This is a genomic window from Maricaulis salignorans, assembly GCF_900103475.1.
Taxonomy (GTDB): Bacteria; Pseudomonadota; Alphaproteobacteria; order Caulobacterales; family Maricaulaceae; genus Maricaulis; species Maricaulis salignorans.
Window position 1 is genome coordinate 256,895 of the sequence record NZ_FNHG01000002.1, and the last position, 13,968, is coordinate 270,862.

The 13,968-nt window shown below is 63.3% G+C and carries 18 protein-coding genes; 12 read left to right on the forward strand and 6 right to left on the reverse strand.

Annotated features, from left to right (window positions below; translation table 11 throughout):
* Positions 1-28: 28 nt before the first annotated feature.
* From rpmH to dapD, 7 genes are all read left to right on the forward strand, one after another.
* Entirely contained in the window at positions 29-163 is a 135-nt protein-coding gene (gene rpmH / locus BLT42_RS03085; protein WP_091766596.1) for a 50S ribosomal protein L34, read from the forward strand.
* A 5-nt stretch (positions 164-168) separates the two neighbouring features.
* Complete coding sequence (rnpA, locus tag BLT42_RS03090; protein ID WP_091766599.1) at positions 169-546, forward strand: ribonuclease P protein component; 378 nt, start codon at positions 169-171, stop codon at positions 544-546.
* 14 nt (positions 547-560) lie between these two features.
* Positions 561-2,351 (forward strand): membrane protein insertase YidC, encoded by a 1,791-nt coding sequence (yidC, locus tag BLT42_RS03095; protein WP_091766602.1) that lies wholly within the window; start codon positions 561-563, stop codon positions 2,349-2,351.
* A gap of 68 nt (positions 2,352-2,419) precedes the next feature.
* Positions 2,420-2,998, forward strand: a complete 579-nt coding sequence (gene yihA / locus BLT42_RS03100; RefSeq protein ID WP_233342282.1) for a ribosome biogenesis GTP-binding protein YihA/YsxC — start codon at positions 2,420-2,422, stop codon at positions 2,996-2,998.
* Between the two features lie 19 nt (positions 2,999-3,017).
* Entirely contained in the window at positions 3,018-4,007 is a 990-nt protein-coding gene (locus BLT42_RS03105) for a DUF1036 domain-containing protein (protein ID WP_233342283.1), read from the forward strand.
* The gene (locus BLT42_RS03110) at positions 3,997-4,710 is read left to right on the forward strand and encodes a pyrimidine 5'-nucleotidase (protein WP_091766611.1); all 714 of its coding nucleotides are present in this window, start codon (positions 3,997-3,999) and stop codon (positions 4,708-4,710) included. Before BLT42_RS03105 ends, BLT42_RS03110 begins: the two co-directional genes overlap by 11 nt.
* On the forward strand, positions 4,703-5,527 hold the full coding sequence (gene dapD / locus BLT42_RS03115) for a 2,3,4,5-tetrahydropyridine-2,6-dicarboxylate N-succinyltransferase (protein ID WP_091766614.1): 825 nt from the start codon (positions 4,703-4,705) through the stop codon (positions 5,525-5,527). Before BLT42_RS03110 ends, dapD begins: the two co-directional genes overlap by 8 nt.
* A gap of 70 nt (positions 5,528-5,597) precedes the next feature.
* Here dapD and BLT42_RS03120 read toward each other — a convergent pair whose 3' ends face one another.
* On the reverse strand, positions 5,598-6,902 hold the full coding sequence (locus BLT42_RS03120) for a BaiN/RdsA family NAD(P)/FAD-dependent oxidoreductase (RefSeq protein ID WP_091766617.1): 1,305 nt from the start codon (positions 6,900-6,902) through the stop codon (positions 5,598-5,600).
* Between the two features lie 126 nt (positions 6,903-7,028).
* On the opposite strand from BLT42_RS03120, the gene BLT42_RS03125 reads away from it, so the two are divergent.
* Positions 7,029-7,370 (forward strand): aspartate decarboxylase, encoded by a 342-nt coding sequence (locus BLT42_RS03125; protein WP_233342284.1) that lies wholly within the window; start codon positions 7,029-7,031, stop codon positions 7,368-7,370.
* 3 nt (positions 7,371-7,373) lie between these two features.
* Here the strand turns inward: BLT42_RS03125 and BLT42_RS03130 are convergent, their stop codons facing one another.
* Entirely contained in the window at positions 7,374-7,844 is a 471-nt protein-coding gene (locus tag BLT42_RS03130) for a cupin domain-containing protein (RefSeq protein WP_091766623.1), read from the reverse strand.
* Between the two features lie 50 nt (positions 7,845-7,894).
* Here BLT42_RS03130 and dapE point away from each other — a divergent pair, with 50 nt between their 5' ends.
* Together dapE and BLT42_RS03140 are read left to right on the forward strand one after the other, a co-directional pair.
* Positions 7,895-9,061 carry a succinyl-diaminopimelate desuccinylase gene (gene dapE, locus BLT42_RS03135; RefSeq protein ID WP_091766627.1) on the forward strand — a complete coding sequence of 389 codons (1,167 nt, stop codon included), beginning with the start codon at positions 7,895-7,897 and terminating at the stop codon, positions 9,059-9,061.
* Positions 9,058-9,639 (forward strand): hypothetical protein, encoded by a 582-nt coding sequence (locus tag BLT42_RS03140; RefSeq protein WP_091766630.1) that lies wholly within the window; start codon positions 9,058-9,060, stop codon positions 9,637-9,639. The genes dapE and BLT42_RS03140 overlap by 4 nt, the downstream gene beginning before the upstream one ends.
* A gap of 9 nt (positions 9,640-9,648) precedes the next feature.
* Here the strand turns inward: BLT42_RS03140 and truA are convergent, their stop codons facing one another.
* Entirely contained in the window at positions 9,649-10,392 is a 744-nt protein-coding gene (truA, locus tag BLT42_RS03145; protein ID WP_091766634.1) for a tRNA pseudouridine(38-40) synthase TruA, read from the reverse strand.
* Positions 10,392-11,324 (reverse strand): methionyl-tRNA formyltransferase, encoded by a 933-nt coding sequence (gene fmt / locus BLT42_RS03150; RefSeq protein ID WP_091766637.1) that lies wholly within the window; start codon positions 11,322-11,324, stop codon positions 10,392-10,394. The genes truA and fmt overlap by 1 nt, the downstream gene beginning before the upstream one ends.
* Before the next feature lie 86 nt (positions 11,325-11,410).
* On the opposite strand from fmt, the gene BLT42_RS03155 reads away from it, so the two are divergent.
* The gene (locus tag BLT42_RS03155) at positions 11,411-11,779 is read left to right on the forward strand and encodes a Kazal-type serine protease inhibitor family protein (protein ID WP_233342285.1); all 369 of its coding nucleotides are present in this window, start codon (positions 11,411-11,413) and stop codon (positions 11,777-11,779) included.
* A 47-nt stretch (positions 11,780-11,826) separates the two neighbouring features.
* Here the strand turns inward: BLT42_RS03155 and BLT42_RS03160 are convergent, their stop codons facing one another.
* The gene (locus BLT42_RS03160) at positions 11,827-12,408 is read right to left on the reverse strand and encodes a hypothetical protein (protein ID WP_091766642.1); all 582 of its coding nucleotides are present in this window, start codon (positions 12,406-12,408) and stop codon (positions 11,827-11,829) included.
* 166 nt (positions 12,409-12,574) lie between these two features.
* Here BLT42_RS03160 and BLT42_RS03165 point away from each other — a divergent pair, with 166 nt between their 5' ends.
* Positions 12,575-13,423: a pirin family protein gene (locus tag BLT42_RS03165; protein WP_091766645.1), complete on the forward strand. Its 849-nt coding sequence runs from the start codon at positions 12,575-12,577 to the stop codon at positions 13,421-13,423.
* Here the strand turns inward: BLT42_RS03165 and def are convergent.
* A complete protein-coding gene (gene def, locus BLT42_RS03170) occupies positions 13,420-13,947 on the reverse strand; it encodes a peptide deformylase (RefSeq protein ID WP_091766648.1) in 528 nt (175 codons plus the stop codon). The genes BLT42_RS03165 and def overlap by 4 nt on opposite strands.
* Positions 13,948-13,968: the final 21 nt, after the last annotated feature.

A 13,968-nucleotide genomic window follows, 5' to 3' on the forward strand; every position in this document is an offset into this window, starting at 1 on the left:
TTGAATTGATCGCCGATGGAGCGCGACCGTGAAACGCACTTTTCAACCGTCCAAGCTCGTCCGCGCACGCCGGCACGGCTTCCGGGCCCGCATGGCCACTAAATCTGGTCGTATTATCCTGGCTCGCCGCCGGGCCAAAGGTCGCAAGCGGCTCTCCGCTTAACGATCATGGACACCACGCCGCCAGCCATCGACCGGCTGAAAAAGCGGCGTGAATTCCTGTATTGCGCGCAAGGCAAAAAAGCCGTCCGCTCTGGTGTTGTCGTTCAGGCACGCCAGCGGGACGGCGCCTTGCGTTTGGGCGCAGGCTTCACAGCCACGAAGAAAGTCGGCAATTCGGTTGTACGCAGCCGGGTGAAGCGACGCCTGCGCGAAGCGGCGCGGCTGCTACTGCCCCTCCACGGACGGCCCGGCTTTGACTATGTATTCATTGCACGCGCGACCACCGCCGATCGGGCCTGGCCGCATTTGCTGCAAGATGTTGAAAGTGCATTGGTGAGCCTCGCGTCTGACGAGGCCCCGGGCAACGCGAAACAACGAGCCTGAGAGGCCTGACTGTCATGGGCGGAGAACAACGCAATCTCTTTATCGCGCTGGGGCTGATGCTGGCCATCATGCTCGGCTATCAATTCCTGGTCACCGGGCCGGCGCAGGAGCGCCAGCGCGCTGCGCTGGAAGCGGAACAGGCCAGCCTGATCGATCAGGAAGCCGACCCCAACCTGCCCGCCGCGCTGACCGCGCAGCCGACGGTCTCTGCCCTCGACCGCCCCGAAGCCCTGGCCACAGCCCAGCGGGTCGAGATCAATGCGCCGAGCGTTGAAGGCTCCTTCTCGCTGACCGGTGCGCGTTTTGATGATTTGCGCCTGCGCCGTCATACGGTCGAGGTTGGCGGCGACGAGCTGATCTCCCTGCTCAACCCGATTGGCAGCGAGGATGTATTCTACGTCCGTGACGGTTGGCAATCGCCGACCCCGGGCTTTACCGACCTGCCGGGCGGCACCACGGTCTGGTCGCTGATTTCCGGCGATGTCCTGACCACCGAGACCCCCGTCGTGATCGGCTATGACAGCCCGTCAGGCCTGCATTTCGAACGTACGATCAGCATTGACGAAAACTACCTCTTCACCGTCTCCGACAGCGTCACCAACACGACGGGCAGCGATGTCGAGCTGCAGCGTTACGGCCTGGTCCGTGATGAAGGCATGCCCACCGACCTGACCAATAATATGGCCGTGTTCGAAGGCGCCCTCGCCGTGGTCGATGGCCGCCTGATCCAGCGCAAATTCTCCAAGCTTGAAGATGGCGAAGAAGACGAAGCCAGCGGCGTTGGCGGCTGGTCCGGCATCACCATGCGCTATTGGATGGCTGCCGCCATTCCCGCCCAGGACCGCAGCTTCACCGCCCGTTTCCGCACGATCGAGCGCGCCGGCATCACCGCCTTTGAGTCCAGCTATGTCGAAACCGCGCAAATCCTGCCGGCCGGCGCTTCGCTGAACTCGGTCACCCATATCTTTGCCGGTGCCAAGGAACTCGACGTGCTGCAGGCAGCACAGAATGATCAGGGCATCCAGAAGCTCGACATGGCCATCAATTGGGGCTGGCTCTGGTTCCTGGCACGGCCTTTCGTCTGGCTGCTGCACCATCTGGAAAACCTGACCGGCAATGTCGGCCTGGCGATTCTCGCCCTGACGCTGATGGTCAAGATCGTGATGTTCCCGCTCGCCAACCGTGCCTTTGCCTCGATGGCGAAGATGAAAACGGTGCAGCCGAAGGTCGCCGAGATCAAGGAGCGCTACGCCGCCGACCAGCAAAAACAGCAACAGGCGATGATGGAGCTCTACAAGAAAGAGAAGATCAATCCGCTCGCCGGTTGTCTGCCGATTCTGCCCCAGATTCCGATTTTCTTCGCGCTCTACCAGACCCTCTTCAATGCCATCGAAATGCGTCACGCGCCCTTCTTCGGCTGGATCCGCGATCTGGCGGCGCCAGATCCGACCAATATGTGGAATCTGTTCGGCCTCCTGCCCTTCGATCCGTCCAGCTGGCCGATCCTCGGCGGCGTGCTGGCGATTGGCATCTGGCCGATCCTGATGGGTCTGACGATGGCCGCGCAGCAGGCGCTCAACCCGCCGCCGCCCGATCCGATGCAGGCGAAAATCTTCGCCTTCCTGCCCTTCGTCTTCACCATCATGCTGGCGGGCTTCGCCTCCGGCCTGGTGATCTATTGGGCCTGGAACAATGCGCTGTCGGTAGCCCAGCAATATGTCATCATGCGCCGTCACGGCAATGAGACCCAGCTCGACAAGCTGATCGCCCATATCCGCGACCGCATGAAGGGAGACCGGAGCTGACCGCCACCGACGATGATCTTGATCTGACAACAGGCCGCCGCCTGTTTGCGCGCCCCTGTAAATTCCTCATGGGTGCGGTTGATCTCGATCATTTGCCACCGCCGGACCGGACCGAGGTCGCGTTTGCCGGACGCTCCAATGTCGGCAAGTCCTCGCTGATCAACGGGCTGACCAACCAGACCGGTCTGGCCCGTGCCTCCGGCGAGCCCGGGCGCACGCGCGAGCTCAATTTCTTCAATCTCGAGGGCAGCAATCTGCGCCTCGTCGACCTGCCCGGCTATGGCTTTGCCAAGGCCCCCAAGGATGTGGTCGAGAAATGGACCCGGCTGACGCGCGCCTTCCTGCGTGGCCGCGTCAATCTCAAGCGCGTCTATCTGCTGATCGACAGCCGTCATGGCCTCAAGCCGGTCGATAATGCGATCATGGACGTGTTTGACGAGGCCGCGGTCAGCTATCAGATCGTGTTGACCAAGTGCGACAAGATCAAACCGCCGCAAGTGGCGCGCACGATCGAGGAGACACTGGCGGCGATCCGCAAGCGCCCGGCCGCCTTCCCGCGCGCCGTCGCGACCTCCAGCAGCAAGCACCAGGGGCTGGATGATTTGCGGGCCGAGATCGCCGCGCTGCTGCCGGATGCCGCAGGATAGGAAGCTGACTGCCATGCTGATGCGATTACTGATCCTCCTCGGCCTGTCTTTTTGCGTCACCGCTCCGGCCCGCGCCTATGATATCTGCAATGAGACCAGCTATATCGTGCATGTCGCGACCGGCTGGCCGGTCACCGGCGGTGTCGCCATCCAGGGCTGGATGCGGCTGCGGCCGGGCGCCTGCGAGGAAGTCGCCGCCGAGGTCGAACTCGCCGATGATCAACCGCTCTATTTCTACGCCAAGACGAGCGACGCCTATCTGGGCGGGGTGCGCGAATGGCGCGGCAATTCCGCCCTGTGCGTCGATGAAGCCGATTTCGAGGTCGTCGCCAATACGCGCTGTGCCTCGCTCGGCCTGGCCACGCGTGACTTCATTGTCCGCGAAGGGTCCGCCCGCGACCGGACGGTGCTGGTCGGACCGGATAATTTTGGCAGCCATGCCGAAGTCGCCGGGATCCAGCGCCTGCTGCAATCGGCCGGCTATCCAATCACGGCCGTCGATGGCTATGACGGGCGCGGGACCGACCGCGCCATCACACGCTTCCTGGGCGATGCCGAACTCTCGTCCCGGCCTGCCAATTCGGCCCTGATCGACGCCCTCGAATCGCGCGCCATGACCCGCAATGCCCAGAGCGGGCTGACGGTCTGCAATCAGTCGGACGGTGATATCGCCACCGCGATCGGCTATCGCGCCGGCGAAATCTGGCAGTCACGCGGCTGGTGGCGCCTGCATGCCGGCGAATGCGCGCGTCTGCTGGCCGCGCGGCTGGAGACGGTGAACAGTTTTTTCTATGCCGAGCGCCTGACGCCAACCGCACGGCGCCCGATCAATGGCGGCCAGGACGCCTTCTGCATCGCCCCGGCCCGCTTCCTCGCCGAAGAGCGCACCGGTTGCACCGAGCGCGGCTATGCGACGGCGAATTTCCGCCGCATCCCCGAACCGGTCGATGGCGGTGTCCGCGTGACGATCGAGGAATCCGATTTCGAAGGCCCGCGGCGTGACCGGTAACCGCCCCGACCTGACCCATATCGATCACTGGGTCTTTGATCTCGACGATACGCTCTATCCTTCCGATGCCCCGGTGATGGCCCAGGTCAGCGCCCGCATGACCGAATATGTCGCCCGCCTGCTCGACCTGCCGCAAGACGAGGCGCGCCTGCTGCAGAAGTCCTACTGGCGCGACTACGGCACCACATTGCACGGTCTGATGGCCAATCATCCGCTCGATATCCGCGAGTATCTCGATTACGTCCACGATATCGACCACAGCGTCATACCGGCCAATCCCTTGCTGATCCGCAAGCTCGAAGCCCTGCCCGGCAAACGCCTCGTCTACACCAATGGCTCGCTCAAACATGCCGAGAACGTGTTGGTCCATCTCGGCATTGATCATTTGTTCGACGACATCTTCGACGTCGAGGCGGCGGGCTTCACACCGAAACCGCACCGCGAGGGTTTCGACCGTTTCGCCAGCCGTTTCGACCTGCCCGTGCCCCGGTCCGTCCTGTTCGAGGATTCGGTCCGAAATCTGAAAACCGCGCATGAAATGGGCTTCACAACCGTCCTCATCCGCGCGAAGGAAGGCCTGCGCACCGAAGACCACAGCGCGCCAGGCGAACACCCCGACCATGTCCATTTCGCCGCCGACTGCCTGACGACATTTCTGGGCGAGATGCGGACATCGACGACAGCGGAGACCTCCGATGACTGACACCCTCCAGACCCTGATCGAATCTGCCTGGGAAAATCGCGACGCGGTGTCGACCGACACCACCGGCGAAGTCCGCGAGGCCGTAGAAGCGGCCATCCAGCTGCTGGATAGCGGCAAGGCCAGGGTAGCCCAGCAGGTGGGCAATGGCGACTGGACGGTCAATCAATGGCTGAAGAAAGCCGTGTTGCTGGGCTTCCGTCTCAATCCCATGGGTTTGATCGATGGCGGCATTGCCGGTGCCGGCTGGTGGGACAAGGTGCCGTCGAAATTTGAAGGCTGGGGCGAAGCAGAGTTCAAGGCCGCAGGGTTTCGCGCCGTACCGCCCTGCGCCGTGCGCCGCGGGGCCTATATCGCGCCGGGCGTCGTGCTGATGCCCTCCTATGTCAATCTCGGCGCTTATGTCGATGAAGGCACAATGGTCGATACCTGGTCGACGGTCGGCTCCTGCGCCCAGATCGGCAAACGGGTCCATATCTCAGGCGGGGTTGGCATTGGCGGTGTGCTGGAACCCTTGCAGGCCGGACCTGTCATCATCGAGGACGACGTCTTCATCGGCGCCCGTTCGGAAGTCGCCGAAGGCGTCATCGTGCGCACCGGCGCGGTGATCTCGATGGGCGTTTTCCTCGGCCAGTCGACCAAGATCGTCGACCGCGCCACCGGCGAGATCACCCGCGGCGAAATCCCGGCCTATTCGGTCGTCGTGCCCGGCACATTGCCCGATCCCAAGGGCGGACCGTCACTGGCCTGCGCCGTGATCGTCAAACGCGTCGATGCCCAGACGCGCTCAAAAACCTCGATTAATGAGTTACTTCGCTGACGCATTTTCAGCAAAAGTGGGAACCGGTTCTACGGTCCGAAAAGGCGGAAAACCAAAAAACTAGAGCCGGCTAAACGGCACTAGGCTCATCCGCCGGCGGATCTTCATCGGCGAGCGGCTCGTCTGAAGCTGTTTCTTCCGCCACGTCGTCCGGCTGTGTCTGCAGCCCCATCCAGACCTCGATCCCGCGTGCCGCAGCGATGCCGGTCGAGAAACAACCCTGCAGGAGATAGCCACCGGTCGGCGCTTCCCAGTCGATCATCTCGCCGGCGACGAAAACGCCCGGCAGGGCTTTCAGCATCAGACCGATATCAAGCCCGTCGCGGGCAATGCCGCCGGATGAGGAAATCGCCCGTTCCAGACCGGTCTGGCCGGTGATGGTAAGCGGCGCCGCCTTGATACGCCGCGCCAGATCGGCAGGCGCTGTTGGCAAATCACCGCCTTCGCGCAACACGCTGATCGCTTCGGGCGACAGGCCGGCCTTGCGCAGCGTATTGGCCAGCGACTGGCCCTTCTTCGCCTCGCTGAGGCGCGCCGTCACTTCGGCAATCTTGTGATTGGGGCGCAGATCCAGCGTCACCGTGACCGGATAGCCGGTCGCCAGCGCCTTGCGGATCGGGGTGGAAAGCGCATAGACCGCGCCGCCTTCCAGACCGTAATTCGAGATCATCGCCTCGCCGCGCACGGTCTCGCCATTGAGGCTGATCGAAATTGTTTTCAGCGGCTTGCCGGCGAAGCGCGATTTCATGACCTCGCTCCAGGCGATCTCGACACCGCAATTGGCGGCGGCGAAATCCTGGATCTCGACATCGCGCGTCCGCAGCGCCTCAACCCAGCCCGCATCCGAACCCAGTTTCGGCCAGCTCGCACCGCCCAGCGCCAGCAGCACCGCGTCAGGCTTGTCGACAACCCGGTCACCATCTGGCGTGTGGAACAGCAATTCGCCGTTCTCACCCCAGCCCGTCCATTGATGGCGCAGGTGAAACTCAACACCCTGGGCTTCAAGCCGGGCAATCCAGGCGCGCAGCAAAGGCGAGGCCTTCATCGCCTTTGGGAAGACACGCCCGCTCGAGCCGACAAAGGTTTCCTGCCCGAGGCTTTCGGCCCAGGCGCACAGATCGGCCGGCGTGAAAACCTCCAGCCAGGACGACATCCAGCCCGACGCCTCGCGATAGCGTGCGACAAAGGCTTCGCGATCATCGCTATGGGTCAGGTTGAGCCCGCCGCGTCCGGCCATCAGGAATTTGCGCCCCAGGGTCGGCATGCGCTCATAAACGGTCACAGAATGGCCGCGCGCGCTGAGGCGTTCGGCGGCGATCAGGCCGGCGGGGCCGCCACCGATAATGGCGATTTGTTTTGGAGAGTGTTCGGTCATGGCCGTCTTCTAGTCTTTTCCCGGGACAACAGCCAGAAACCCGCCCAGTGCGCTGATGCAGCCCTGTCACGCGGGCCTCGAATCTGATGCAATGGCCGTCAGAGAAGAACCATGAAGGAAATTGCCGTGAGCGATGTGAAAGCCAAGACCAATCCGGATGCTGCCGATCCAACCGCGCCCTACGGCTCCGCCAATAACCCGTCGGAATTCGATGTCCTCAAGCGGCTCGACGCCAATGAGCCCTATTTCATCATCCGCGGCGGCGATCCCCTGTCGGACGCGCTGGTCGAGCTGCACGCCTATATCGGTGCCGGCCAGAGCGGTGCCGCCCACGACACGCTGGAGCGAATTCTGGCCCTCACAGCCCAGCACCCGCCGCGCCCTGTGGGTTCACCGAAATATCGCGAGACCTTCAAGATCTCGATCTCGATGGAACGCTATCGCGAAACGCATGGGCGTTCGCACTAGGGCTCAATAAGGCGTGCCATCCTTGTGGACGAATATGCCGCTGCCGGGACGGTCATAGCGTTCCGGCAGCGCCTTCATGTCGATATCGGGATAGTCACAGCCGTCGGCGTCGATGCGGGTGCCGATGGCGAGGAAGACGCAATCACTGTCCGACCGATTGACCAGGTGATGACCGTCCTCGACGCCGGCGCGGAAGCCCGCGCAATCGCCGGGACGCATCACCGTCTCGCCGCCATCCATCACCAGCACCGCCTCGCCGGAGAGGATCTGGACGAATTCATCTTCATGCGTGTGCCAGTGGCGCTGGGATGACCAGGCACCGGGCTCGAGCCGCACCTGGTTGACGCCGAACTGGGACAGGCCCGCCACCTCACCGAGACGCCGGACATGGCGGCCCTTGCAGGGCTCGTTGATGGGTGCGGGATAGCTGCATTTCGAACTTTCCTCGACATCGTTGACGGCGAACGTGCTCATCGCTGCATCCTTGTTCTGGCGCGGCCGGGCGAACCGGCTATGTTTCGATTATGAACACTGAACCCGATCTTTCCAATCCGCTGACGCTGGCCCAGCGCCTGATCCGATGCCCCTCGGTGACCCCGGCCGATGCCGGGGCGCTGGATGTGGTGCAGCAGGCGCTGGAGAGCCTTGGCTTTACTTGCCGCCGTCTGCCCTTCGGCGAGATCGACAATCTCTATGCCCGCCGCGGCACCGCCTCGCCCTGTTTCATGTTTGCCGGCCATACCGATGTCGTGCCCTCGGGCAATGACGCCAAATGGACCCATCCACCCTTCGCCGCCGAGGCGATTGACGGGGTGTTGTGGGGCCGCGGCGCCGCTGACATGAAGGGTGCCATCGCGGCCATGGTCGCTTCCGTGCAGCGCCTGCTCACCGAGCAGGGCGAACCGGCCGGATCGATCGCCTTCCTGATCACCGGCGATGAAGAGGGCATGGCGATCAATGGCACCAAGGCGGCGCTGGAACAGCTCGCTGCCGAGGGCGAGACCTTCAATCACTGCCTGGTCGGCGAACCCAGCAATCCGACCATCATGGGCGAAACAATCAAATCAGGTCGCCGCGGCAGCCTCAATTGCCAGATATCCATCACGGGTCGCCAGGGCCATGTCGCCTATCCGGAACGGGCCGAAAATCCCATTCCGCCCCTGTTGACCCTGCTTGGCCGCCTCACCGCGCGTGTGCTCGATGATGGTGCGGAGAATTTCCAGCGCTCGAATCTGGAAGTGACCAGTATTGATGTCGGTAATCCGACCACGAATGTGATTCCGGGTCATGCCGGGGCGCGTTTCAATATCCGTTTCAACATCGCCCATACCGGTGATGAGCTGCGGCGCTGGATCGAGGCCGAGGCCGCGCTTGTCGCGCTGACCTTCGATGGTGAGGTCGCCTGCGATATCCATGTCACCGGAGAAGCTTTCCTGACCCCGGCCGGTGAATTCACCACACTCTTGCAGGACGCCATCGAGGCGGAAACCGGGCGGCGCGCCGCGCTGACCACAGGCGGCGGCACCAGCGATGCCCGCTTCATCCACAAATACGGACCGGTCGCAGAATTCGGCCTGGTCGGCGCCAGCATGCACCAGATCGATGAATGCGTGCCCGTCGCCGATATCGAGACGCTGACGCGGATCTATACCCGCATCCTGGCCGCCTATTTCGCGGACACGCCGGCATGATGCGGCTGGTCGCCGAGGCCTGGCTGGCGCTGCAGGGCAGCTGGCGCATTCTCACCTTCAAGGAAGGCTGGGAGGCCAATTTCGACACCTCTATGGGCGGGCTTTGGCACTCCTTCGCGGCGGCAATCTTTGCCCTGCCTCTCGTCGCTCTGATCCTGCTCAGCGCCTGGCATGGCTCGGCGGGCGAACGCAGCTACGGGCTCGAGGACTTCCTCGTCTATTCCCTGTCCTGGGTCGTGTTTCCGCTGGCCGCCTCGATCGCAGCTCACATCGTCGGCGCCCGCGGGCGATGGGCCGCCTGGGTAGTGCTGCACAATTGGAGCTCAATCCTGCTCTTTGCGGTGCAGGCGAGCTTCTGGACGCTTTTTCTGGCCGGGCTGATCAATCTACAGGTCCTGGGTCTCCTGTCCGGCCTCTATGGCTATCTGCGGATCCTGGTGCACTGGCGCATCGCCTATATCGCACTGGGCACGCCGACGATCACATCGGCCGCGGCCTGCGCGGTTCCGATTCTGGCCGCGAAGATCATGGTGGTCCTGATCAGCCTCGCCATGACACCCGCAATCCCGGCGGGTTAGGTGCCGGCTTCAGTCCGGATAGTCCACCGCCACCAGATAGAGCCCGTCCGACGGTGCCACCGGTCCGCAGCGCTTGCGATCCGCCGCATCAAGCGCCGCCTTGAAATCGCGCACCGACCATTTGCCGACACCGACCTCGACCAGGGATCCGACGAAGGAGCGCACCTGGCGGTGCAGGAATGAGCGGGCGCTACAGGTGACCTGCACTTCCTCGCCAATACGCGAAACGCGGATCTCGTCGAGCGTCTTGACCGGGCTTTCCGCCTGGCATTGCGCATCACGGAAGGTGGAAAAATCATGGCTGCCGACCAGCATCTGCGCCGCGGCATGCATGGCATCGCTGTCGAGTTGTTGCGGTACGCGCCAGATCTGGCCCTTGTCGAGGGTCAGCGGCGCGCGGCGATCGATCAGACGGTAGAGATAATGCCGCTTGGTGGCCGAGAAGCGGGCATGAAATTCCTCCGTTACCTTTTCCGCCTCCAGCACGGCAATCGGGTCAGGGCGGAGATGATGATTGAGGGCATCACGCACGCGGTCGCAACGCAGATCCTTGTCGAGATCGACATGCGCTACCTGCCCCAGCGCATGGACACCGCTATCGGTACGCCCGGCGCCCTGAACAATGACCGGCGCGCCATTCAGCGCCTCGACGGCGCGTTGCAGCGAGCCCTGCACGGAGGGCCCGTGGTCCTGCCATTGCCAGCCGTAAAACGGGGTGCCGTCATATTCCAGGGTGAGCTTGTAGCGCGGCATCAGCCCAGCACCGTTCCGGCCGGCACCGCAGTGCCGCGCAGGAAGTCCTCCGCCTTCATTGCCCCCTTACCCTCGCGCTGCAGCCGCACCAGGCGCAGGGCACCGGCCCCGCAGGCGATCAACAGCTTGTCGTCGAGCGCCGTGCCGGGCGCACCCTCGCCGGCTTCGCTGGTCGCCATCAGGACCTTGACCCGGACAGGGCCTTTTTCGGTCGCCAACTCGAACCAGGCACCAGGGAAAGGCGAGAGACCGCGAATGTGGGGCGAGAGCTCGGCCGCCGGGCGCGTCCAGTCGATGCGGGCTTCTTCCGGGGTGATCTTGCTGGCGTAGGTGACGCCCTCTTGCGACTGCGGCACTGCCTGCAAGGAACCGCGTTCAAGCGCAGCCAGGGCGCGCGACCACATCAGGGCGCCGGTATCCATCAGCTTGTCATGCAGGCTGGCAGCCGTATCGGTATCGCTGATCGCCACGGTCTCGGAGAGCAGGATCGGCCCGGTATCGAGGCCGGCCTCCATCTGCTGGATCTGCACGCCCGTCACCGTGTCTCCGGCCATCACAGCGCGCTGGACCGGTGCCGCGCCGCGCCAACGTGGCAACAGGGAGCCATGCAGGTTGAGGCAGCCCAGACGCGGCGCATCGAGCGCGCGCTGTGGCAGGATTTGTCCGAAGGCGACAACGATGGCGGCATCAAGGTCGAGCGACTCGAACGCCTCAAGCACCGCGTCATCCTTAAAGCTGACAGGGGTGGATACCGGAATTCCCAGGAGTTCAGCCAATTGATGGACCGGGGTTTTCTGTTCCGACTGGCCACGCCCGCGCTTGCGCGGCGGCTGGGTGTAGACCCGCACGATTTCGTGCCCTGCTGCGGCGATCTCGGCGAGTGAGCGAACGGCGAAGTCGGGCGTTCCCATGAAGGCGAGGCGGAGGGTCATGCGCGAACGGGTCCCGTCAAAATCAATTGCATTCTTCCAGCTGTCTTAACTTTGTTATAGGTTGACCGCCAAGCAGGAGCGACACCATGACAAAACTATCCGGCATGCTCATCACCCTCGTTTCCGGACTCTTCGCGCTGAGCGCCTGCGCGACATCAGCGCCGACCGGCTCGCCGGAAGATCCTCGGCAATCCGCCGGGATTGGCGGCATGTGCGGGGGAATGATGGGTATTGGCTGCACCGATAGCGGCGCCTATTGCCGCTATGAACCGGCCGCCCAGTGCGGTGCGGCCGATCAGAGCGGCATTTGCACGCCGCGGCCACAAGCCTGCACGCGCGAGTATCGGCCGGTTTGTGGTTGCGACGGCCAGACCTATGGCAATGCCTGCACCGCGGCTGCGGCCGGCGTCAGCGTCATACGGGATGGCGCATGTGCGCCGTCAGAGGATGACTGATAATCGGGCCAGCGGGACATGCGCCGAAGGCACATGTCCCTGAACGCTTACTCGAAACCCCAGGGGGCCGGCGGAACATCAACCGGACGGGTCATGTCGAAGCTAACTTCGAAATGGCGCTCCGGGCGGTCGAGGGCATAGGTCAATGCTGTATCGGTCAGCGCAATCGTCCAGACATTGGTGACGGAGACGGCAAGCCCCTCGCGCTCGAACAGGTCTTTCGAAAACTGATCGGCGGGGAATTGGGCTCGCCCATTGGCCGGCGGCGTCACGGTCGAGCCGCCATACATGGTCACGGCATCATCGCTGCCGTCTTCATGACGGTGGTCATGCTGCAGGCGCAGACCATCGCCCTGGCGGCTGATGATCCAGGTGCGCGACCGGTTCTCGCCAACATGGAGCGGGATGCGGACTTCGTCATCGCTGCACTGGCGGAAATGGATAGTCAGCACTTCCGACGCCCAGTCCGCATCGCGCGGGTCGTCGCTCGTGACGGCGCCCTCGAAGGCCTGGCCGCAGTATTGCGACAGCGCGGCCAGCATATCGTCGCTCGCTGGCGCTGATTGCGGTGCGGAACAGGCTGCGAGGCTTATCAGGCCGAGCGCGGCACTGGCATGGATCAGTTTCATGATGGCAATCCCCTTGAAATCAATCGGCGACGATCCCGCACCTGTCCGACGGGGTCAAGCAACAAGCGACCCTGTCCACAGAGGAAAGAATGCTTTTCGCGCCCGCGGCTGGTCTCTCCCCGGCAAGGACCTATTTTAGGGGCAGGAAAGCCCGCAGGAGCGCTTCATGAATACGACCACCCAGACCAAAACCCGCCGCATCAGCCAGGTCTCTCGCGGTCTGCCAACCTCCGACGGGGCCGGCGTCAAACTCACGCGCATGCTCGGCCATCAGGGGCTGAATTATCTCGACCCCTTTCTGATGCTCGACCAGTTCCGCTCCGATAACCGCGATGACTATATCGCCGGCTTCCCCAGCCATCCCCATCGCGGATTCGAGACCGTCACCATCATGCTCGATGGCCGGATGCGCCATGGCGACAACAAGGGCCATAAGGGTGTCATCAGTGCCGGCGGCATCCAGTGGATGACCGCCGGGCGCGGCATCGTCCATTCCGAAATGCCCGAACAGGAAGAGGGGCGCATGTGGGGCTTCCAGCTCTGGGTCAATCTTCCGGCCAGGCAGAAGATGACGGCGCCGCGATACCAGGAAATCTCCGCTGAGCAGATCCCGGTCGAGGATCGTGAGGGCGGTGCGGTGCGCGTTCTCGCCGGCAGCAGTGCCAGTGGCACGACGGGCCCGGTCGAACAAATCGCCACAAGGCCACTCCTGCTCGACGTCACGCTTGAGCCAGGTGCCACATTCACAGAGGCCGTGCCGGCCGGGCATACGGTCTTTATCTCCGTCTATAGGGGCGAGGTGTCCGCCGGGCGGGAAATCGTCAAGGATCCCGACCTCGCCGTCCTGACCGATGGTGATGGCGTGGAACTCAAAGCGGGCGCCAAGGGCGCAAGCTTCCTGCTGGTTGCCGGCCAACCGCTCAATGAGCCGGTCGCGCGCTATGGCCCCTTCGTGATGAACACCCAGGCGGAACTGCAGCAGGCGGTCGCGGATTTCCAGGGTGGCCGGTTTTAGGCCGCGTCTTCGCGGGCCTTGTCTTTTTCGAGCTTCTTGACGCGGGCCACGGCGCGCTGGCGCTTCAGGCGCGAGAGATAGTCGATGAAGAGGATGCCCTCAAGATGATCCATCTCGTGCTGGATACAGACCGCAAACATGCCCTCGGCAATCTCTTCGCGGGGCTGACCGTCATAATCGAGATATTCGATCTTGATCCGGTCCGGGCGCTCGACCTCGTCGAACACGGTCGGAACGGACAGACAGCCTTCTTCATAAGGCTGTAGCGTGTCGGACGGGTCGGACAGGACCGGATTGACGAAATAGCGCGGCTGCGGCGGTTCGTCGGCCTTGGCCAGATCCATCACGATGACGCGTTTGGGCTCACCGACCTGGATTGCGGCCAGACCGATACCATCGGCGGCATACATGCTCTGCAGCATGTCATCCATCAATTCGCGCAAGTCGTCATCCACCCGCTCGACGGGTTTGGACACCAGTTTCAGGCGCGGATCGGGAACGGTGATGATTTCTCTGACAGCCATGCGCTCTAGATAGGACGTGCC

Coding starts and splice junctions, on each gene's coding strand:
- rnpA (WP_091766599.1), top strand. CDS start 169: ATGGACACCACGCCGCCAGCCATCGACCGGCTGAAAAAGCGGCGTGAA.
- yidC (WP_091766602.1), top strand. CDS start 561: ATGGGCGGAGAACAACGCAATCTCTTTATCGCGCTGGGGCTGATGCTG.
- yihA (WP_233342282.1), top strand. CDS start 2,420: ATGGGTGCGGTTGATCTCGATCATTTGCCACCGCCGGACCGGACCGAG.
- BLT42_RS03105 (WP_233342283.1), top strand. CDS start 3,018: ATGCGATTACTGATCCTCCTCGGCCTGTCTTTTTGCGTCACCGCTCCG.
- dapD (WP_091766614.1), top strand. CDS start 4,703: ATGACTGACACCCTCCAGACCCTGATCGAATCTGCCTGGGAAAATCGC.
- BLT42_RS03120 (WP_091766617.1), bottom strand. CDS start 6,902: ATGACCGAACACTCTCCAAAACAAATCGCCATTATCGGTGGCGGCCCC.
- BLT42_RS03130 (WP_091766623.1), bottom strand. CDS start 7,844: ATGAGCACGTTCGCCGTCAACGATGTCGAGGAAAGTTCGAAATGCAGC.
- dapE (WP_091766627.1), top strand. CDS start 7,895: ATGAACACTGAACCCGATCTTTCCAATCCGCTGACGCTGGCCCAGCGC.
- BLT42_RS03140 (WP_091766630.1), top strand. CDS start 9,058: ATGATGCGGCTGGTCGCCGAGGCCTGGCTGGCGCTGCAGGGCAGCTGG.
- truA (WP_091766634.1), bottom strand. CDS start 10,392: ATGCCGCGCTACAAGCTCACCCTGGAATATGACGGCACCCCGTTTTAC.
- fmt (WP_091766637.1), bottom strand. CDS start 11,324: ATGACCCTCCGCCTCGCCTTCATGGGAACGCCCGACTTCGCCGTTCGC.
- BLT42_RS03155 (WP_233342285.1), top strand. CDS start 11,411: ATGACAAAACTATCCGGCATGCTCATCACCCTCGTTTCCGGACTCTTC.
- BLT42_RS03160 (WP_091766642.1), bottom strand. CDS start 12,408: ATGAAACTGATCCATGCCAGTGCCGCGCTCGGCCTGATAAGCCTCGCA.
- BLT42_RS03165 (WP_091766645.1), top strand. CDS start 12,575: ATGAATACGACCACCCAGACCAAAACCCGCCGCATCAGCCAGGTCTCT.
- def (WP_091766648.1), bottom strand. CDS start 13,947: ATGGCTGTCAGAGAAATCATCACCGTTCCCGATCCGCGCCTGAAACTG.